Annotated in this window: 16 protein-coding genes; 13 read left to right on the top strand and 3 right to left on the bottom strand. The window is 58.7% G+C overall.

Going from position 1 to position 19,890, the window contains the following annotated elements; all coding sequences use genetic code 11:
- The first annotated feature begins 142 nt into the window (after positions 1-142).
- The 3 genes from ACY8D3_RS08020 to ACY8D3_RS08030 all read left to right on the top strand — a co-directional run bounded on the left by ACY8D3_RS08020 (position 143) and on the right by ACY8D3_RS08030 (position 4,503).
- Positions 143-2,365 carry a putative bifunctional diguanylate cyclase/phosphodiesterase gene (locus ACY8D3_RS08020; protein ID WP_462383162.1) on the top strand — a complete coding sequence of 741 codons (2,223 nt, stop codon included), beginning with the start codon at positions 143-145 and terminating at the stop codon, positions 2,363-2,365.
- Positions 2,366-2,391: 26 nt separating this feature from the next.
- Entirely contained in the window at positions 2,392-4,179 is a 1,788-nt protein-coding gene (locus ACY8D3_RS08025; RefSeq protein WP_462383163.1) for a sensor histidine kinase, read from the top strand.
- A gap of 66 nt (positions 4,180-4,245) precedes the next feature.
- Positions 4,246-4,503: a YkgJ family cysteine cluster protein gene (locus ACY8D3_RS08030; RefSeq protein WP_462383165.1), complete on the top strand. Its 258-nt coding sequence runs from the start codon at positions 4,246-4,248 to the stop codon at positions 4,501-4,503.
- Positions 4,504-4,573: 70 nt separating this feature from the next.
- On the opposite strand, the gene gltA is transcribed toward ACY8D3_RS08030, so the two are convergent.
- Entirely contained in the window at positions 4,574-5,860 is a 1,287-nt protein-coding gene (gene gltA, locus ACY8D3_RS08035; RefSeq protein ID WP_462383167.1) for a citrate synthase, read from the bottom strand.
- 338 nt (positions 5,861-6,198) lie between these two features.
- Between gltA and sdhC the strand changes: the two genes are divergently transcribed.
- From sdhC to sucD, 9 genes are all read left to right on the top strand, one after another.
- Complete coding sequence (sdhC, locus tag ACY8D3_RS08040) at positions 6,199-6,585, top strand: succinate dehydrogenase, cytochrome b556 subunit (protein ID WP_462383169.1); 387 nt, start codon at positions 6,199-6,201, stop codon at positions 6,583-6,585.
- Complete coding sequence (sdhD, locus tag ACY8D3_RS08045) at positions 6,579-6,947, top strand: succinate dehydrogenase, hydrophobic membrane anchor protein (RefSeq protein ID WP_462383171.1); 369 nt, start codon at positions 6,579-6,581, stop codon at positions 6,945-6,947. Before sdhC ends, sdhD begins: the two co-directional genes overlap by 7 nt.
- 3 nt (positions 6,948-6,950) lie before the next feature.
- Positions 6,951-8,723, top strand: coding sequence for a succinate dehydrogenase flavoprotein subunit (sdhA, locus tag ACY8D3_RS08050; protein WP_462383172.1), 1,773 nt, complete (start codon positions 6,951-6,953; stop codon positions 8,721-8,723).
- 11 nt (positions 8,724-8,734) lie between these two features.
- Positions 8,735-9,439: a succinate dehydrogenase iron-sulfur subunit gene (locus ACY8D3_RS08055; protein ID WP_462383174.1), complete on the top strand. Its 705-nt coding sequence runs from the start codon at positions 8,735-8,737 to the stop codon at positions 9,437-9,439.
- A 240-nt stretch (positions 9,440-9,679) separates the two neighbouring features.
- Positions 9,680-12,514, top strand: a complete 2,835-nt coding sequence (locus ACY8D3_RS08060) for a 2-oxoglutarate dehydrogenase E1 component (RefSeq protein ID WP_462383175.1) — start codon at positions 9,680-9,682, stop codon at positions 12,512-12,514.
- Positions 12,515-12,595: 81 nt separating this feature from the next.
- Positions 12,596-13,822 (top strand): dihydrolipoyllysine-residue succinyltransferase, encoded by a 1,227-nt coding sequence (sucB, locus tag ACY8D3_RS08065; RefSeq protein WP_462383177.1) that lies wholly within the window; start codon positions 12,596-12,598, stop codon positions 13,820-13,822.
- 93 nt (positions 13,823-13,915) lie between these two features.
- Positions 13,916-15,352 carry a dihydrolipoyl dehydrogenase gene (lpdA, locus tag ACY8D3_RS08070; RefSeq protein ID WP_462383179.1) on the top strand — a complete coding sequence of 479 codons (1,437 nt, stop codon included), beginning with the start codon at positions 13,916-13,918 and terminating at the stop codon, positions 15,350-15,352.
- 175 nt (positions 15,353-15,527) lie between these two features.
- A complete protein-coding gene (gene sucC, locus ACY8D3_RS08075; RefSeq protein WP_462383181.1) occupies positions 15,528-16,694 on the top strand; it encodes an ADP-forming succinate--CoA ligase subunit beta in 1,167 nt (388 codons plus the stop codon).
- A complete protein-coding gene (sucD, locus tag ACY8D3_RS08080; protein ID WP_462383182.1) occupies positions 16,694-17,581 on the top strand; it encodes a succinate--CoA ligase subunit alpha in 888 nt (295 codons plus the stop codon). Before sucC ends, sucD begins: the two co-directional genes overlap by 1 nt.
- A 186-nt stretch (positions 17,582-17,767) precedes the next feature.
- On the opposite strand, the gene ACY8D3_RS08085 is transcribed toward sucD, so the two are convergent.
- On the bottom strand, positions 17,768-18,019 hold the full coding sequence (locus tag ACY8D3_RS08085) for an Lpp/OprI family alanine-zipper lipoprotein (protein ID WP_462383184.1): 252 nt from the start codon (positions 18,017-18,019) through the stop codon (positions 17,768-17,770).
- A gap of 362 nt (positions 18,020-18,381) precedes the next feature.
- On the opposite strand from ACY8D3_RS08085, the gene ACY8D3_RS08090 reads away from it, so the two are divergent.
- Positions 18,382-18,666, top strand: coding sequence for a GNAT family N-acetyltransferase (locus ACY8D3_RS08090; protein ID WP_462383186.1), 285 nt, complete (start codon positions 18,382-18,384; stop codon positions 18,664-18,666).
- A gap of 20 nt (positions 18,667-18,686) precedes the next feature.
- Here the strand turns inward: ACY8D3_RS08090 and ACY8D3_RS08095 are convergent, their stop codons facing one another.
- Complete coding sequence (locus ACY8D3_RS08095) at positions 18,687-19,763, bottom strand: 3-deoxy-7-phosphoheptulonate synthase (protein ID WP_462383188.1); 1,077 nt, start codon at positions 19,761-19,763, stop codon at positions 18,687-18,689.
- Positions 19,764-19,890: the final 127 nt, after the last annotated feature.

Consider the following 19,890-nt stretch of genomic DNA (forward strand, 5'->3'; position numbering starts at 1 on the left):
TTTTGGCGTCATGTCTGCAGCGTGCTGTCTAGACTTCGATTGATGCGTTCATCGCGGTGGTGGGTTTCGCCATTCATATACGTCCACGCGATGCGTGATGGGCGCTGACGACCCCTCAATCGTTCTGGCTTGGGCGATGCTCATGGAAGAAAAAGAAACGGTAGTCCATACACAACGCTTCAAAGATGCGGAACCGTGCGTGTGGCATGTGCTTGCAGTGGATGATGACGCTGATTTCCAGCGTGCAATGGCGTTTGCCTTGAGTGACCTTGAGCTGCTGGGGGCGCCTGTCGAACTCAGCTTTGCATCGAGCTATAGCGAGGCAGCACTGGTGCTTAGTGAGCGCCAGGATATTGCGGCCGTACTGCTGGATGTGGTGATGGAGACCGAGGACGCCGGGTTGCGCCTCGTACGCACACTGCGCGAGGTAATCGGCAACGCCGAGGTGCGCATCATCATGCTCACAGGCGAACCCGGTATGGCACCGGCACAGGCGGTCATGCAGGACTGCGACATCAATGATTACTGGACGAAAAGCGAGCTAAGCACGGACCGGCTGATCACGGTGCTCACGGCCGCCTTCCGCAGCTATTCGCAGCTGCGGTCAGTATCCCGCGCCCGGCGGGGGCTGCACACGATTGTGGAATCGAGCAATGCTCTGTTCACCTCACGGGACACGCGCGAGTTGTCCGCGAGGATCCTGACAGAGATTGCATCGTTGCTGGAGGTCAAGGCCGAGGGCATCGTGTGCGTCCGGATGGAGGACGGTGGGGCCGGTGAAGGGATATTGCGCATCATTAGCGCGAATGGCCGCTTCTACCGAAACGTGGGTGACCAGATCGAAGCGCTGGATCAACACCATGTCGCTGAGCGACTGCGCCAAACGGTGCGCCAGCAGCAATCGCTGCGATTCGACGATGCAGCCGTCTTGCTGTTCCCAGGCCTTCAGGCGGGCTCCGACTATGCCTGTTACGTAGCGACCGGTCGCGCACTCGACGACACTGAAATGGAGTTGCTGCGCGTATTCAGCGCGAGCATCAGCCGTGGCTTCCATAACGTGGCACTGTTTAGCCGTCTGGAGGAGATGGCCTACCAGGACGACCTGCTGAAGATACCCAACCGCAACGCATTGATTAGGACGTTGGATATGCTGATGCGCAGTGAGGCACGCGCTGATCATATTTTGCTACTGATCGATATCGACAATTTCTCCGGTGCCAACCTGGCCTTTGGGAGTGGCTACGGCGATTTTATCCTGGGGCTGGTAGCCAGCCGTCTACGTGATCACTTTCCTGCGAACGTGTTGGTCGCCCGGGTGAAGGACGACCTGTTCGCTGTGGTTGGCCCGCAGGCCGAGGTGAAGGCATCTGAAGTCGTGGGGCTCTTCCGACGTCAAGGCCGGCCTTATGAACTCGGGCAGGTATATAGTCTCAGCACCGTCTGTCTGCCGCTGGGCAATTTCACGGGCGATGCGAAACTTGCGTTGCAGAGTGCTCAGCTAACCCTCAAAAGCAATAAGCGTCATGGTCAGGACCACCACAGCACACACGACCCCAAGCTGCTGCAACACCACGCCGAATCTTATCGGCTACTCCTTGCACTTCGAGATGCGGCGTCTGCGGGCGAGATCCGGGTGGAGCTTCAGCCGCAGGTAGACATCTCGACTGGACGGGTGCTCGGGGTAGAGGCGCTTGCGCGCTGGTATGCATCGGACGGTAAGGCGATACCACCCTCGCGGTTCATTCCGCTTGCCGAAGCGACCGGCTACATCCTGCCACTGGGCGACATTCTCATGCGGCTGACGATGGAGAGCGCTCGGAGGCTGGCGGACGCTGGCTATGGAACTGTACGGGTTGCAGTGAACGTGTCGTCAATGCAATTGCTGCAGCCCGACTTCCTGGATCGCTTCAGTGGCCATCTCGATGCCTGTGGCGTGGCGGCATCGCAAATCGAAGTGGAGATTACCGAGTCGGTCGCGATGGGCTCGTTCGACGCCATTGGCGAGCAGCTCAGGGGGCTGCGCGAAATGGGCACCACAGTCTCGATCGACGATTTCGGTACCGGCTTCTCATCTCTCAATTACCTTCGGCATTTTCCGGCGGATCGTTTGAAGATCGATCGGAGTTTCATCGCGGAAATCGGCAGCGTGGACGAATCCAAGCTCATTGCAGGGGCAATCATCGAGATAGCGTCTCGGGTGGGCATGCAGGTGATTGCGGAAGGCGTCGAAGTCCAGGCGCAAATGGACTGGTTGCGGACCAATGGGTGCGCCGAAGCCCAGGGATTTCTCATTGCACGTCCACAACCGCTCGAACAGCTCATTCGGTGGATGGACGAGACGCACGATAAGCGCCGCCAGTCGTGAACGGCCGCGCGCGTTGGCGTCGGGTGTTGCTCAGAAATGTTGTGCTGCTGTTCATTCCATGGGCACTCATCGTGATCGGGCTGGGTGTGCTGCTCCGCGACCATCTGGTCAGAGAGCGCATTGGGCCACTGGAGCGCGCCCAGCAGGCCGCCTTGGAGGAGGGTGAGATCGCGCTGACCCGGCGCTTGGCGCTGATCAGGGGCAACCTGACCTTCCTGAGCCAACAACCTTTGCTTAGGAGCTATCTGGATACGGCAAGTGAGGAAGACGCAGAGGCGCTGAGCGGTTTGCTTTCCGACTTCGTCCAGACGACGGAGTCTTATCGACACGTGAAGCTCTTCGACGCTGCGGGCGCGCCCGCGCTGGTAGTGGGCAGCCCGGTAGGGGTGTCAAACCTCGCTGTGCTTTTTCCGGACACGCTTGCTGAGGTTACGTCCATGCCTTGGGGGAGCGTTGCGCTGACAGGTTTCCTGCCTGGTATCGCAACCGACACGCCGTTCCCAGAATTGTTTTTGGCAACACCCGTCTTCGATAGTACCGGTGTACGGAAGGGCAGCCTCTCGCTGGGCTATCGCTCCGAGCTGATCGCCATCCGCCTGCAGGAAATCGAGGTGAACTATAGCGTGCCGATCGGTTTGATGGCCGAAGACGGTGAATGGATCTTCCCGCCCACGGCTACGGTGGCGCGTGAGGGCTCGGAGGTTGTGGCAGAGCGCCTGAAGGGTGCGGAGCGGGGCTTGGCGCTGGAAGGAGAGCCGGGCAGTTGGGTAGTCGAGCGCTACGACCCGCAGCAGATCCTGCCCGCAGATCAAGGGGATGTGATAGGCGCTCCTCGGTGGTTCCTGGTATCGCTTCTGCCCGCCGAAGCGCTCCAGGCCATACACCGCGAGGTGTTCTGGTTGGTAGCCATCATGGCTGGCGCTATGTTGGTCACAGGGCTGATCGTTGTCGTCCTTTTGTCCCGCGCGGAAGGGGCGCGCGATAGAGCGATGCGAGCACTGGCGACCCGCAGCGATGAGCTTTCCGAGCGAAATCTGGAGCTGAACCGCGCCGTTGAAGCGCTGCATAAGACGCAGTCGGCCTTGGTGCAAGCCGAGAAGCTCTCATCACTCGGCACGCTGGTTGCGGGTGTCGCGCATGAACTCAATACGCCGATCGGCGCAGCGAGCATGGCATCCAGTGCGCTGCTGGGCGATGCAAAGAACGCGCTTGCGGCGCTGGATCGTGTCGAGGACGCTCAGGTTCGTCGCTTCATCAAGCGCGGCGCAGAGGGGTTGAACATCATCCAGACCAATCTGGACCGTCTTGCCCAGTTCACGCGCGCCTTCAAGAAGCTGGCCAGCGATCGCGCCAGTACCGAGCGCCGCGAGTTCAATCTTGCCGAGCTTCTTGACGAGGTCATCTTGGTTCTAGGTCCGCGGTTGAAAGGCACGCCCCATGTGATCGTGCACGAGGTACCGCGTGACCTAAGGCTTAATAGCTACCCGGGGCCCATCAGCCAGATATTGCAGAACCTTATCGACAATGCGCTGGTGCATGCGTTCGAGCCGGGCGTGAGCGGGCATGTGCGGGTAGTTGCGCAGCGGCAGGGTGATCATGTCCGAATCGAGGTAAGCGACGACGGCTCGGGAATGGAGCCTCGACAAATGGCGTCGATCTTCGATCCGTTCTTTACTACCAGACGAGGTCGAGGAGGGACAGGCCTCGGGCTGCACATCATTCATCAACTAACCGTGAACGTATTGGGCGGGCGCATCGACGTCGAAAGCACCGTAGGACAGGGCAGCCGATTCTGTTTGGAATTCGACGTCTGAGCGGTCATACCTGTAATTGCCAGTTGAAGGTATCCTTCGCCACCTTTTTATCGCGGGAGACTGCAGGTGCAGTGCCGTAGTGGATGTGGCGCATGTTGTATTGCGCCGTCTATTTCATCGCCAATGCCGGGGCTTCCTAACGGGAAGCCCGCTGGGGTGCGTTGCCCGCATCTGGATGAAGCCTTTCGCTGTGCGCTGTTCGGACGCCCGGAGCGACCTGCTGTGTGCGGTGGCTTCAAGGCTGAGTTGGCGATCTGCGGTGCAAATCAGCAACAGGCCCTGGCGACCCTCGCATGGCTTGAGGGTGAGACCGCTGCGTCCTGAGTCTAAGGGGCGCGGAGGCCATGCAAACAAAAAAGGCTGCCAATGGCAGCCTTTCTCGGTAACAGCGCGTTTATTTGCGGTCTTGCAGACTGACGAAATCGCGTGTCGTTGCGCCGGTGTACAGCTGGCGCGGCCGACCAATCTTGTACGGACTGGACAGCATTTCTTTCCAGTGGGAGATCCAGCCGACAGTGCGTGCCAGTGCGAAGATCACCGTAAACATGCTGGTTGGAATGCCGATCGCCTTCAGGATAATGCCTGAATAGAAGTCAACGTTCGGGTACAGGTTGCGCTCCTTGAAGTAAGGATCGTTGCGCGCAATCTCGTCGAGCTTCATGGCAAGCTCCAGCTGCGGATCGTTGATCCCCAGTTCAGCCAGGACCTCGTCACAGGTTTGCTTCATGACCTGGGCGCGCGGATCGAAATTCTTGTAGACGCGGTGGCCGAAGCCCATGAGCTTGAACGGATCGTCCTTGTCCTTCGCCTTGGCGATGAACTTGTCGATGTTCGAGACATCACCGATCTCATCCAGCATTGCCAGAACTGCTTCGTTGGCACCGCCGTGTGCCGGCCCCCACAGCGCGGCGATACCGGCTGCGATACAGGCGAACGGGTTAGCGCCGGAGGAACCTGCGAGGCGGACGGTCGATGTCGACGCGTTCTGCTCGTGGTCAGCGTGAAGGATGAAGATGCGATCCATCGCTTTCGCAAGAACCGGGCTGATCGGCTTCACTTCACAAGGCGTATTGAACATCATGTGGAGGAAGTTCTCCGCATAGTTCAGGTCGTTGCGCGGGTACATCATGGGCTGGCCCATGGAGTACTTGTAAACCATCGCAGCCAGCGTCGGCATCTTGGCAACCAGGCGCATCGCAGAGATATCGCGGTGCTGCGGGTTCTTGATGTCGAGAGAGTCGTGATAGAAAGCGGAGAGCGCGCCGACAACGCCGCACATGACGGCCATCGGATGGGCGTCGCGACGGAAGCCGTTGAAGAAGGTCTTCAGCTGTTCATGAACCATGGTGTGGTTCTTGATAGTGCTGACGAATGTGGCTTTCTGCTCGGCTGTCGGGAGTTCGCCATTGAGTAGCAGGTAACAGGTCTCGAGGTAGTCCGACTTTTCAGCCAGCTGCTCGATTGGATAACCGCGGTGGAGCAGTACGCCCTTCTCCCCGTCGATGTAGGTGATCTTGGACTCGCAGGATGCGGTCGACATGAAACCCGGATCGAAGGTGAATCGGCCCGTGGAGGTCAGTCCACGAACGTCGATGACATCGGGACCTACGGTGCCGGTGAGTATTGGCAGCTCTACGGGGGCCGCACCCTCGATGATCAACTGCGCTTTTTTATCAGCCATGCAGGCCTCCTATCTTATGCTTCGGAATCATCAGACAGCCCCCCACGCAGGGCCCGCACCACTATAGAGGCATATGTCGCAAAGTCAATTTGCGGACCGGCTGGTCAGGTCCCGTCGTACAGCGTGCGCCAGACGCGTTCTGGTGATTATCAATCACGCCGGAACGGTGCGTTTGCGCCTTCGTGTCGCATTGTCATTAGTAACCTAACTGTCTATACTCGGCGACCGACCGCCATGGGCTTATGGTCCGTAATTCGCGGTCGTCACTCCTTGGGTGATGTGTACCTGATCAATGCGCTTCCCCGACAACTCGCCCTGCTGCCTGAGGGCTCTTCAGTGTGAAAAAAGCCGTGAATAGCCAACGACCTGTAAACCTAGACCTTAGGACAATAAAACTCCCTGTCACCGCTTACACGTCCATCCTGCACCGTATTTCGGGTGTCATCCTCTTCGTGGGTATCGCTGCGCTGCTTCTTGCGCTCGACGTGTCCCTGAGCTCCGAGGAAGGCTTCGAAACGGTTAAAGGGTATCTGACCAGCCCGCTGGTCAAGCTGGTGACGTGGGCGCTGTTGTCCGCATTGCTGTACCACCTCGTGGCCGGTGTGCGTCACCTCATCATGGACATGGGCGTCGGTGAAACGCTGCAAGGCGGGAAGCTGGGCTCTCAAATCGTGATCGCCGTATCGGCGGTGCTGATTCTGTTGGCAGGGGTGTGGATATGGTAACCAACGTCACCAACTTCTCGCGTTCGGGCCTCTATGACTGGATGGCGCAGCGAGTCTCGGCAATTGTTCTTGCCGCGTACTTCATCTTCCTGATTGGTTATGTCGTTGCTCATCCGGGCATGGCATATGCTGAGTGGCATGCGCTCTTCGCCCACACCGGCATGCGTATCTTCAGTCTCCTGGCTCTCGTCGCTCTCAGTGTTCACGCCTGGGTCGGCATGTGGACCATTTCGACCGACTACCTGACGCCGATGGCGCTGGGTAAAGGCGCGACTGTCGTGCGTTTTCTGTTCCAGGCTGTCTGCGGCATCTTGATGTTCGCGTTCTTCGTCTGGGGCGTGCAGATTCTCTGGGGTGTGTGATCAATGTCCAGCATTCGTACTCTTTCTTTTGACGCCATCATCGTAGGTGGTGGCGGTGCCGGGATGCGCGCTGCGCTGCAGTTGTCCCAGTCCGGCTACAAGACCGCGGTCGTAACCAAGGTCTTCCCAACTCGCTCGCATACCGTTTCCGCTCAGGGCGGTATCACTTGCGCCATCGCTTCGGCTGACCCGAATGACGATTGGCGCTGGCACATGTACGACACCGTCAAGGGCTCCGACTACATCGGAGATCAGGACGCAATCGAATACATGTGTAACGTCGGCCCGGAGGCCGTGTTCGAGCTCGAGCACATGGGTCTACCGTTCTCCCGTACCGAAAGCGGTCGTATCTACCAGCGTCCCTTCGGTGGCCAGTCCAAGGACTTCGGCAAGGGTGGTCAGGCTGCACGTACATGTGCCGCGGCTGACCGTACGGGTCACGCGCTACTGCACACGCTCTATCAGGCCAACCTGAAGAACAACACGGTATTCCTCAACGAGTGGTATGCAGTTGATCTGGTCAAGAACCAGGACGGCGCTGTTGTCGGCGTCATCGCCATCTGCATCGAAACCGGCGAAACCGTCTATATCCGCTCGAAGGCTACCGTGCTCGCTACCGGTGGCGCAGGCCGTATCTATGCCTCCACAACCAACGCACTGATCAACACAGGCGATGGCGTGGGTATGGCACTGCGTGCTGGCGTTCCGGTTCAGGATATCGAAATGTGGCAGTTCCACCCGACAGGCATTGCCGGCGCCGGTGTACTCGTCACCGAAGGCTGCCGCGGTGAGGGTGGCTACCTGATCAACGCCCATGGCGAGCGCTTCATGGAACGCTACGCGCCTAACGCGAAAGACTTGGCGGGTCGTGACGTCGTAGCACGTTCGATGGTCAAGGAAGTCATCGCGGGCAACGGCGTTGGTCCCGACAAGGACCATGTGCTCCTGAAGCTGGATCACCTGGGTGAAGAGGTTCTCCATAGCCGTCTGCCTGGGATCTGCGAACTGTCGAAGACGTTCGCCCACGTTGACCCGGTCGTTGCACCGATCCCGGTTATTCCAACCTGCCATTACATGATGGGTGGCGTTGCCACCAATATTCATGGTCAAGCGATTACCCAGGATGCGAACGGCAACGACAAGATCGTCGAAGGCCTGTTCGCCGTTGGTGAAGTGGCTTGCGTATCCGTACATGGCGCGAACCGTCTGGGTGGCAACTCGCTGCTCGACCTCGTCGTGTTTGGCCGCGCAGCCGGTATCCATCTGGAGAAGGCACTCAAGGAAGGTATCGAATATCGCAACGCGACCGAGACCGACCTCGAGACCTCGCTCAAGCGCCTGTCCGGCGTGAACGAGCGTACCAGCGGTGAAGATGTGGCACCGCTGCGCAAGGAGCTTCAAAGCTGCATGCAGAACTACTTCGGTGTATTCCGGACCGGTGAATACATGCAGAAAGGGATCACGCAGCTTGCGGAACTGCGTGATCGCATTGGCAACATCAAGATTGCCGACAAGAGCCAGGCGTTCAACACGGCTCGTATCGAAGCCCTCGAACTTCAGAACCTGCTGGAAGTGGCCGAGGCCACTGCGGTAGCGGCGGAAGCACGTAAGGAATCACGTGGCGCTCATGCTCGCGAAGACTTCGAAGATCGTGACGACGAAAACTGGCTGTGCCACACCTTGTATTTCCCTGGGGAGAAGCGCGTAACCAAGCGCTCTGTGAACTTCGCGCCGAAGACCGTACCGGCGTTTGAACCCAAGGTTCGGACTTATTAAGGGTGACCGCTATGTTGCAAGTCAGTGTTTATCGCTACAACCCGGATCAAGATGCTGCGCCGACCATGCAGGATTTCCAGGTCGATACCGGCGGCAAGGACCTGATGGTGCTGGACGTACTGGCGCTGATCAAAGAGCAGGACGTTGGTTTTTCCTACCGCCGTTCCTGCCGTGAAGGCGTTTGCGGCTCTGATGGCATGAACATCAACGGCAAGAATGGCCTTGCCTGCATCACGCCGCTGTCTGCCGTGGTGAAGGGCAACAAGCTGGTTCTGCGTCCGCTGCCAGGTCTGCCAGTCATTCGCGACCTTGTTGTCGACATGAGCATCTTCTACAAGCAGTACGAGAAGGTGAAGCCGTTCCTGCAGAACGAAACGCCTCCGCCCGCGATTGAGCGTCTTCAGTCGCCAGAAGAGCGTGAAAAGCTCGATGGGCTGTACGAGTGCATTCTGTGCGCGTGCTGCTCGACCAGCTGTCCTTCGTTCTGGTGGAACCCCGACAAGTTCCTGGGCCCAGCTGCGCTGCTTCAGGCATACCGTTTCCTGGCCGACAGCCGCGATACCAAGACCGAAGAACGTCTGGCTGCAATGGACGATCCGTTCAGCGTATTCCGTTGCCGCGGCATCATGAACTGCGTGAACGTTTGCCCGAAGGGTCTAAACCCTACCAAGGCGATCGGCCACGTCCGTAACATGCTGCTGCAGAGCGGTACCTAAGTTCCAAGGATGTACCCGCAGTACGAGCCGATCATTCGGACTGTACTGCGGTCCAACGCAACCGCTGCCCTAAAAAAGCAGCGGTTCAATGCAAAAGAAACATGACGACCAGCAGGGGCATCCGGCAGGCACCGGACATCGTTGGGAATCGTGGTGGCTTTACGAGTCGCTACTTAGGGCTCGGCAACGGCTGGCTGCGCTTCACGCCGGTGAGCATCCCCTAATCGAGGGTGATCAAGCATGCAAGAAAGCGATATGCAGCGCATGTGGAGTAGCGCCCACCTATCCGGTGGTAACGCTGCCTACGTAGAAGAGCTCTATGAGCTTTACCTGCACGATCCCAACTCTGTGCCAGAAGAGTGGCGCACCTATTTCCAAAAACTGCCCGCCGGTGAAACTGCATCTGCGACAGATGTATCTCATGCAACTGTTCGCGATCAGTTCGTATTGCTGGCGAAGAACCAGCGTCGGGCACAGCCTGTATCGACAGGCAGCGTAAGTACCGAGCATGAGAAGAAGCAGGTTGAAGTTCTTCGCCTGATCCACGCTTACCGCCTTCAAGGGCATCAGGCCGCCAAGCTTGATCCGCTTGGTCTGGCGCAACGGCCGGCCCCGGCCGATCTTTCCCTTTCCAGCTATTCGCTGACGGACGCCGACCTGGATACGACGTTCCGGTCCGGTGACCTTTGCTTCGGGAAAGAAGAAGCGACTTTGCGGGAGATTCTTCAAGCCCTGCAAGAGACATATTGTCGCACCATTGGCTCCGAATTCACCCACATCGTGGATTCGAACCAGCGCAAGTGGTTTCAGCAGCGTCTCGAAAGTGTCCGCGGTCGTCCTGACTATTCGGCCGAGCTTAAGAGCCATCTACTTGAGCGCCTGACGGCGGCCGAAGGGCTGGAAAAGTATCTCGGCACCAAGTATCCCGGTACCAAGCGTTTCGGCCTGGAAGGTGGCGAGAGCCTGATTCCGATGCTGGACGAGATCATCCAGCGCAGCGGTTCCTACGGCACCAAGGAAGTTGTCATCGGCATGGCTCACCGTGGCCGCCTGAACGTCCTGGTCAACACCTTCGGCAAGAACCCGCGCGACCTGTTTGACGAGTTCGAAGGCAAGAAGGTCGAAGGCCTGAGCTCCGGTGATGTGAAATACCACCAGGGCTTCTCGTCCAACGTGATGACGCAGGGCGGCGAAGTTCACCTGGCGTTGGCATTCAACCCGTCTCACCTGGAAATCGTTTCTCCGGTGGTCGAGGGTTCGGTAAGGGCGCGTCAGGATCGTCGTCGCGACAGTGCGGGAGACAAGGTCGTACCGGTTTCCATTCACGGTGATGCCGCGTTCGCGGGGCAGGGCGTGGTCATGGAAACCTTCCAGATGTCGCAGACACGCGGCTACAAGACTGGCGGTACCGTCCATATCGTCATCAATAACCAGGTTGGCTTTACGACCAACCGCCAGGAAGACGCCCGCTCGACCGACTACGCCACTGACGTGGCGAAGATGATCCAGGCGCCTATTCTCCATGTGAACGGTGATGACCCCGAGGCCGTACTGTTCGTCACGCAGCTGGCGGTCGACTACCGCATGCAGTTCAAGCGTGACGTGGTCATCGACCTCGTTTGCTACCGCCGTCGCGGTCACAACGAAGCGGACGAGCCGAGCGGCACCCAGCCGCTGATGTATCAGCAGATTGCCAAGCAACGTACGACGCGCGAGCAATATGCCGAAGCATTGGTTCAGTCTGGCACCTTGACGCAGGAAACCGTTCAGGCTCGTATCGATGAGTACCGCGATGCGCTGGATAACGGTCTTCACGTCGTGAAGAGCCTTGTGAAGGAGCCCAACAAGGAGCTGTTCGTCGACTGGCGTCCATACCTGGGCCATGCCTGGACTGCTCGCCATGACACTCGCTTCGATCTGAAGACACTGCAGGAGCTGTCGAACAAGCTCTTGAGCGTGCCGGAAGGCTTCGTGGTGCAGCGTCAGGTCTCGAAGATCCTGGAGGATCGCCAGAAGATGGCTGCCGGTGGGCTGCCAATCAACTGGGGTTTCGCAGAAACGATGGCGTACGCAACGCTGTTGTTCGAAGGTCATCCCGTCCGGATGACGGGTCAGGACATCGGCCGTGGTACGTTCTCACACCGCCATGCCGTGCTTCACAATCAGAAGGATGGCGAGTCCTACGTTCCGCTGCAGAACCTGTTCGACAATCAGCCTCGTTTCGACATCTATGACTCGTTCCTCTCTGAAGAAGCAGTCGTGGCGTTTGAATACGGCTATGCAACCACCAGCCCGGATGCGCTTGTGATTTGGGAAGCACAGTTCGGTGACTTCGCCAACGGTGCACAGGTTGTGATGGACCAGTTCATCTCCAGCGGCGAGCACAAGTGGGGTCGCCTGTGCGGCCTGACGATGTTGCTGCCGCACGGCTATGAAGGGCAGGGTCCGGAGCACTCCTCGGCACGTCTGGAGCGCTACCTGCAGTTGTGCGCCGAGCACAATATCCAGGTCTGCGTACCGACGACGCCGGCTCAGGTCTACCACATGCTGCGCCGCCAGGTGATTCGCCCGCTGCGTAAGCCCCTTGTCGTGCTTACGCCCAAGTCGCTGCTGCGCCACAAGGCCGCGGTTTCGACGCTGGAAGACCTCGCTGATGGTTCCTTCCAGACGGTGATTGGCGAGATCGATACGATTGAGCCAAGCAAGGTCGAGCGCCTGGTCCTGTGCAGTGGCAAGGTCTACTACGATCTGCTGGACAAGCGCCGTAATGAAGGTCGCGAGGACATTGCGATCGTTCGTATCGAACAGCTTTATCCGTTCCCGGAAGACGATCTTGCGGAGATTCTCGCGCCTTACACGAATCTCAAGCACGTTGTCTGGTGTCAGGAAGAGCCGATGAACCAGGGTGCCTGGTATTGCAGCCAGCACCACATGCGCCGTGTGATTGCAGCGCATAATCCATCGCTGTTCCTGGAGTACGCCGGCCGCGCGGCCTCGGCGTCCCCTGCCGTCGGTTACGCCTCGCTGCACGCAGAGCAGCAGGAAAAACTGCTGCAAGACGCGTTCACTGTGTAATGCCTGGGCAAGGAAGTGTGGGGCGGCGCTGATCCGCCCCCGTTTTCGAAGAAGAAACCGCATCAATTAGGACCCCAAATAATGGCTATCGAGATCAAAGCCCCAACTTTCCCTGAATCGGTTGCTGACGGTACCGTCGCAACCTGGCACAAGAAGCCTGGCGAGGCCGTCAAGCGTGACGAGCTAATCGTTGATATCGAGACCGACAAGGTCGTCATGGAAGTGCTGGCGGAAGCGGACGGCGTCCTGTCCGAAATCGTCAAGAACGAAGGCGATACCGTGCTCAGCGGCGAGTTGCTCGGCAAGCTCGACGAAGGCGCTACTGCTTCCGCCGCGCCCGCAGCTGCTCCCGCAGCTGAGTCCGCGCCATCTCAATCTGCCGCGCCGGCGGGTGACGCTTCGGCTGAAGATCCTTTCCTGTCGCCAGCAGCGCGTAAGATCGCTGAAGAGAACAACATCGATCCGGCGTCCCTGAAAGGCACTGGCAAAGGCGGCCGCGTAACGAAGGAAGATGTCGTAGCTGCTGTCGAAGCCAAGAAAAATGCGCCGGCCGCCGCAGCCGCTCCGCAAGCCGCGACCACGGCACCAGCCATGCAGGCAGGTGATCGCGTAGAGAAGCGCGTACCGATGACACGCCTGCGTGCCAAGGTTGCCCAGCGTCTGGTCGAAGCACAGTCTTCCATGGCGATGCTGACCACCTTTAACGAAGTGAACATGAAGCCGATCATGGAGCTGCGCTCCAAGTACAAGGACCTGTTCGAGAAGACCCATAACGGTGTTCGCCTGGGCTTCATGTCGTTCTTCGTCAAGGCTGCAGTCGAGGCCCTAAAGCGTCAGCCGGGTGTCAATGCTTCCATCGATGGCAACGACATCGTGTACCACGGCTATCAGGATATCGGTGTTGCTGTATCCAGCGATCGTGGTCTGGTCGTTCCGGTTCTGCGCAATGCTGAGTTCATGAGCCTGGCCGAAATTGAAGGCGGCATCTCGGACTACGGCAAAAAGGCCAAGGCTGGCAAGCTGACAATCGAAGAAATGCAGGGCGGTACGTTCACGATCTCGAACGGCGGTGTATTTGGTTCGCTGCTGTCCACGCCGATCGTCAACCCTCCGCAAACCGCTATCTTGGGCATGCACAAGATCCAGGAGCGTCCAATGGCTGTTAACGGCCAGGTGGTCATCCTCCCGATGATGTACCTCGCACTGTCCTACGACCATCGTCTGATCGATGGCAAGGAAGCGGTAACCTTCCTCGTCACGATGAAGGATCTGCTCGAAGACCCGGCTCGTCTGCTGCTGGACATCTGATAAGCGATTCAGGTCAGGCGGTGTGCTTCCACGCAAGGCACGCTGCCTGTCCGCTTTCGCTCACAGCTTGCTGCTTCACAAAGAGGATTCGTTATGTCTCAGAAATTCGACGTCGTCGTCATCGGCGCCGGCCCCGGTGGATACGTTGCAGCCATTCGCGCAGCGCAGCTGGGTCTCAAGACCGCCTGTATCGAGAAATACCAGGGTAAAGAAGGCAAGACCGCACTGGGCGGTACCTGCCTGAACGTCGGTTGCATCCCGTCCAAGGCACTGCTCGACAGCTCGTACAAGTTCCACGAAGCCCACGAGAGCTTCAAGGTCCATGGAATCAGCACCGGTGAGGTCAGCATCGACGTCCCGGCGATGGTTGGCCGCAAGGACCAGATCGTCAGGAATCTTACCGGTGGTGTCGCTGCCCTGTTCAAGGCGAATGGCGTCACCCTGCTGGAAGGTCACGGCAAGCTTCTCGCCAACAAGCGTGTAGAAGTCACTGGCAAGGATGGCAACGCTGAAGTCGTGGAGGCCGAGCACATTATCCTCGCGTCTGGCTCGCGTCCGGTCGATATCCCACCGGCCCCTGTCGATCAGAACGTCATCGTCGACTCCACCGGCGCTCTGGACTTCCAGAGCGTACCGAAGCGCTTGGGCGTTATCGGTGCCGGTGTTATTGGCTTGGAGCTCGGCTCCGTCTGGGCGCGTCTGGGCGCGGAAGTCACCGTTCTCGAAGCGCTCGACAAGTTCTTGCCGGCCGCCGATGAGCAGATTGCCAAGGAAGCGATGAAGGTCCTGACCAAGCAGGGCCTGAAGATTCGTCTGGGTGCTCGTGTCACGGGTTCGGAAGTGCAGGGTGACCAGGTCACCGTGACATTCACCGATGCCGACGGCGAGCAGAAGATCGAGTTCGACCGCTTGATCGTTGCCGTGGGCCGCCGTCCTGTTACCACCGACTTGTTGGCTGCCGATTGCGGCGTCGACAGCGATGAGCGTGGCTTCATCTTCGTCGACGACTATTGCGCGACCAGCGTGCCAGGCGTTTATGCCATCGGTGACGTGGTACGTGGTGCAATGCTGGCCCACAAGGCCTCGGAAGAGGGCGTGATGGTTGCCGAGCGTATCGCTGGCCATAAGGCCCAGATGAACTACGACCTGATCCCATCTGTTATCTACACTCACCCGGAAATCGCGTGGGTTGGTAAGAGCGAGCAGGTGCTGAAGGCCGAAGGTGTTGAAGTCAACGTCGGGACCTTCCCGTTCGCTGCCAGCGGCCGTGCCATGGCGGCCAACGATACCACCGGCCTGGTCAAGGTTATTGCCGACGCGAAGACCGACCGCGTTCTGGGCGTGCATGTGATCGGCCCAAGCGCTGCGGAGCTGGTTCAGCAGGGCGCTATCGGCATGGAGTTCGGTACCAGTGCCGAAGATCTGGGCATGATGGTGTTCTCGCACCCGACGCTCTCCGAAGCGCTGCATGAAGCCGCGCTTGCTGTGAATGGCCATGCCATCCACGTGGCAAACCGTAAGAAACGTTGAAGTATCCGGGGGCTTCGGCCCCCGGCGGTAACCACGGTGAATCGCCCGTCGCTTGCTCTCGAAGCAATCCGCGGAACGTTCACCGGATTGTCCCGAAGCAGGGCGATCACAGGTGGCGCGGCCCGTAGAGGCAGCGTCGAAATGCGCAATACCTAAACGAAGACGGTAGACAAGCATGAATCTTCATGAGTATCAGGGTAAGCAGCTGTTCGCTGAGTACGGCCTGCCCGTATCGAAAGGCTTCGCTGTAGACACACCGCAGGAGGCCTACGAGGCTTGCGGCCGTATCGGCGGCGACGAGTGGGTGGTCAAGGCTCAGGTCCACGCCGGTGGCCGCGGTAAAGCGGGCGGTGTGAAGCTCGTCAAGAGCAAGGAAGAGGCCAAGGAATTCGCAGCCAAGTGGCTCGGCCAGCGCCTGGTCACCTACCAGACTGATGCCAACGGCCAGCCTGTCAGCAAGATCCTCGTCGAGTCCTGCACCGATATCGACAAGGAGCTCTACCTGGGCGCGGTCGTTGATCGTTCCAGCCGCCGTATCGTCTTCATGGCTTCCACCGAAGGTGGCGTGGACATCGAAAAAGTTGCCCACGAAACCCCTGAGAAGATCCTGAAAGCAACCATCGATCCTCTCGTTGGTGCTCAGCCCTACCAGGGCCGTGAGCTCGCGTTTCAGCTCGGTCTGAAAGGCGATCAGGTCAAGCAGTTCACTCACATCTTCGTTGGCCTGGCCAAGCTGTTCCAGGACTACGACCTGGCGCTGCTCGAAGTGAACCCGCTGGTCATCAAGAAAGACGGCAACCTGCACTGCCTCGATGCCAAGATCAACATCGACAGCAACGCCATGTTCCGTCAGCCCAAGCTGCGCGCCATGCACGACCCGTCGCAGGACGATGCTCGTGAAGCCCATGCGCAGAAGTGGGAGCTGAACTACGTCGCGCTCGAAGGCAACATTGGTTGCATGGTCAACGGTGCTGGCCTTGCGATGGGTACTATGGACATCGTCAACCTGCACGGTGGCAAGCCTGCCAACTTCCTCGATGTTGGCGGCGGTGCAACCAAGGAGCGCGTAACCGAAGCGTTCAAGATCATCCTGTCCGACAGCAATGTCGCGGCTGTTCTGGTGAACATCTTCGGCGGTATCGTCCGTTGCGACATGATCGCGGAAGGCATCATCGGCGCGGTCAAGGAAGTGGGTGTCAAGGTACCGGTTGTCGTCCGTCTCGAGGGCAACAATGCCGAGCTCGGCGCCAAGGTCCTGGCCGATAGCGGCCTGAACATCATCGCGGCAACCAGCCTGACCGACGCTGCCCAGCAGGTCGTCAAGGCCGCGGAGGGCAAGTAATGAGCGTTTTGATCAACAAAGATACTAAAGTCATCTGCCAGGGTTTCACTGGCTCCCAGGGTACCTTCCACAGCGAACAGGCGATTGCCTACGGTACTCAGATGGTTGGCGGCGTCACGCCCGGTAAGGGCGGCACCACTCACCTCGGCCTGCCGGTGTTCAACACCGTCAAGGAAGCGGTAGAAGCCACTGGCGCCGACGCATCGGTCATCTATGTTCCGGCTCCGTTCTGCAAGGATTCCATCCTTGAAGCAGCGTTCGGCGGCATCAAGCTGATCGTGTGCATCACCGAAGGCATCCCGACCATCGACATGCTCGAAGCCAAGGTCAAGTGCGACGAACTCGGCGTACGTTTGATCGGGCCTAACTGCCCAGGCGTGATCACGCCCGGCGAGTGCAAGATCGGCATCATGCCCGGCCACATCCACCTGGCAGGCAAGGTTGGCATCGTATCGCGCTCCGGTACGCTGACCTATGAAGCCGTCAAGCAGACCACGGATGCAGGCTTCGGCCAGTCCACCTGTGTTGGCATCGGTGGTGACCCGATCCCGGGCTCCAACTTCATCGACATCCTGAAGCTGTTCCAGGAAGATCCAGCGACCGAAGCGATCGTCATGATCGGTGAGATCGGTGGTTCGGCTGAGGAAGAGGCGGCTGCCTACATCAAGGCAAACGTCACCAAGCCGGTCGTTTCCTACATCGCAGGCGTTACCGCGCCTCCTGGAAAGCGTATGGGCCATGCTGGCGCCATCATTTCCGGCGGCAAGGGCACTGCAGACGAGAAGTTCGCTGCACTGCAGGACGCGGGCGTGAAAACCGTGCGTTCCCTGGCTGACATCGGTAAGGCGCTGGCCGAGCTGACAGGCTGGGAAGTCAAGAAGGCCTAAGCCCTCTTAGACTGCCAAGAAAGCCACCTTCGGGTGGCTTTCTTGTTTTTGGAGAACGTGCGCCAAAGTGCTATTGCTGGTGCGAAACAGTGAGGTGCCATGGTGCTGTAGACCGTGCCAAATCGCTTTTTTGCTCGCAAAAAAAACCGGCCCTATTGGGCCGGTTCTTTCTGAACCGCGAACCGCTTATTTGCGGCTGGCGCGCTCAAGCATGCGCAGTGCACGCTCGTTAGCTTCGTCCGCAGTGGTCTGGGCCTTATTAGCAGTGGCCAAGGCCTCTTCTGCCTTACGGTTCGCTTCGTCAGCGCGCGCCTGTGCGCGGGCTGCTGCGTCTTCAATCGCGGTCAGGCGAGCGTCAGTTTCCGTGGATACGCTGCTGCAACCGGCTGCGATAACTGCTGCCAGAGCCAGAGCAGAGAATTTCAGAACGCTGTTCATCGTGTTCCCCTTAGAAAAATTGTCTTGCCGATACCTGCAATGGATCGGCGGCTACATACTACCTGTAACTTTTAGTAAGTAAACGGGCTACGCGCAAGGCAATCTATAATTCGTTCGATCCGCAGGGGCCGAATGCAAGGGCGATTCTGAACCTAGATTGAACCAGTACGAAAAAAACCGTGCCTCTGAAGCGACAAGCCGGACGCTGGCCCAACCCAGCCAGATAGCGCTAAAGTGGAAAGCCCTGCGGGATGCCAGGTAACTGGTGCAAAACAGCCGGAATGCTGGGCGTGTCGAAGCGTCCAACGCCGTATCACAACAATAAGAGTCTATAAGCGGGCATGAACCGCTGAGGGTTGATCATGACTAACGCACTGCCCATTCACCATGACCAGGCGGGTCACCAGTTTGAAATCACTGTGGACGGGCACCGCGCCTATCTGGCTTATATGGATTTGGGCAAGCAGACGCTGGATTTCTATCGCACGTTCGTACCGAATGAGATCCGCGGGAGAGGGGTGGCTGCCGCACTCGCTGGTGCCGCCCTGGCGTATGCCGATCGCATCGGCTACACCGTCATTCCATCGTGTTCATACGTTGAAAGCTATCTTGCCAAACGAGACGAAGAAGATAACGCCGCCTCGTAAAGAGGCGGCGGACCATGGCATCAGGTACGGTCGCGAGTTGGAAGGACGTGCTTGAGCTTTTCGTGCATTCCGCGGACAGCCTTGAGGGTTGTCTCCCAGTCGATACATGCGTCCGTGATCGAGACGCCATATTTGAGATCACATAGATTGTCGGGGATGGACTGGTTGCCCCAGCCAAGGTGGCTTTCGACCATCAGCCCGACAATGGACCGGTTGCCTTCGAGAATCTGGTTCGCCACGTTCTCCATCACGAGCGGCTGCAGAGCCGGGTCCTTGTTGGAGTTGGCGTGACTGCAGTCGACCATGATGTTTGGACGGATCTTCGCTTTCGCCAACTCCTGCTCACATACCGCGACGCTTACCGAATCGTAGTTCGGCTTCCCGTTGCCGCCGCGTAGAACGACATGGCCGTATGGATTGCCTTTAGTCGAGACGATCGAGACGCCACCTTGCTGATTGATGCCCAGGAATCGGTGTGGTTGCGAAACGGATTGCAGCGCGTTGATCGCGACTGTCAGGCTGCCGTCGGTGCCATTCTTGAAACCCACTGCCGATGAGAGGCCGGACGCCATTTCACGATGCGTCTGAGACTCAGTGGTGCGAGCGCCGATCGCAGACCAGCTGATCAGGTCCTGAAGATATTGCGGGGAAATAGGGTCGAGCGCCTCGGTCGCTGTTGGCAGGCCCTTCTCTGCGAGATCGCGCAGCAGCTGGCGGCCGATGTGCAACCCATCCTGAATCTTGAAGGAGTCATCCAAATAAGGGTCGTTGATCAAGCCTTTCCAGCCAACCGTCGTCCGCGGCTTCTCAAAATACACCCGCATGACGAGAAGCAAGGTATCGCTGACTTCCTCCGAAAGCGCCTTCAGGCGATCCGCGTATTCATGTGCGGCCTTGATATCGTGAATCGAGCAAGGGCCAATCACCACGAACAGCCGGTGGTCGGTGCCATCAAGAATGTTTCTAATGGCGGCGCGCCCCGCGGTGACCGTACGTTCTGCTTGCGTGGTCAGGGGAATCTCTTGCTTGAGCTGTTCGGGCGTGATCAAGGTTTCATTGGAGGCGACGTTGAGGTCGTCGATAGGAAGGTCAGCCATCATATTCTCGTCAGGGTCACAGGCCAGCTACCCCCGTTAGCGGTGGAGGCCGAGCAATTGATCGGGGGAGCGGAACCTTAACGTGTTCCGGCTTGGCTGCACAATGCTTGAAGGCCGGGCTGCCGTG

The sequence above is a fragment of the Pseudomonas sp. Marseille-QA0892 genome (assembly GCF_054950135.1).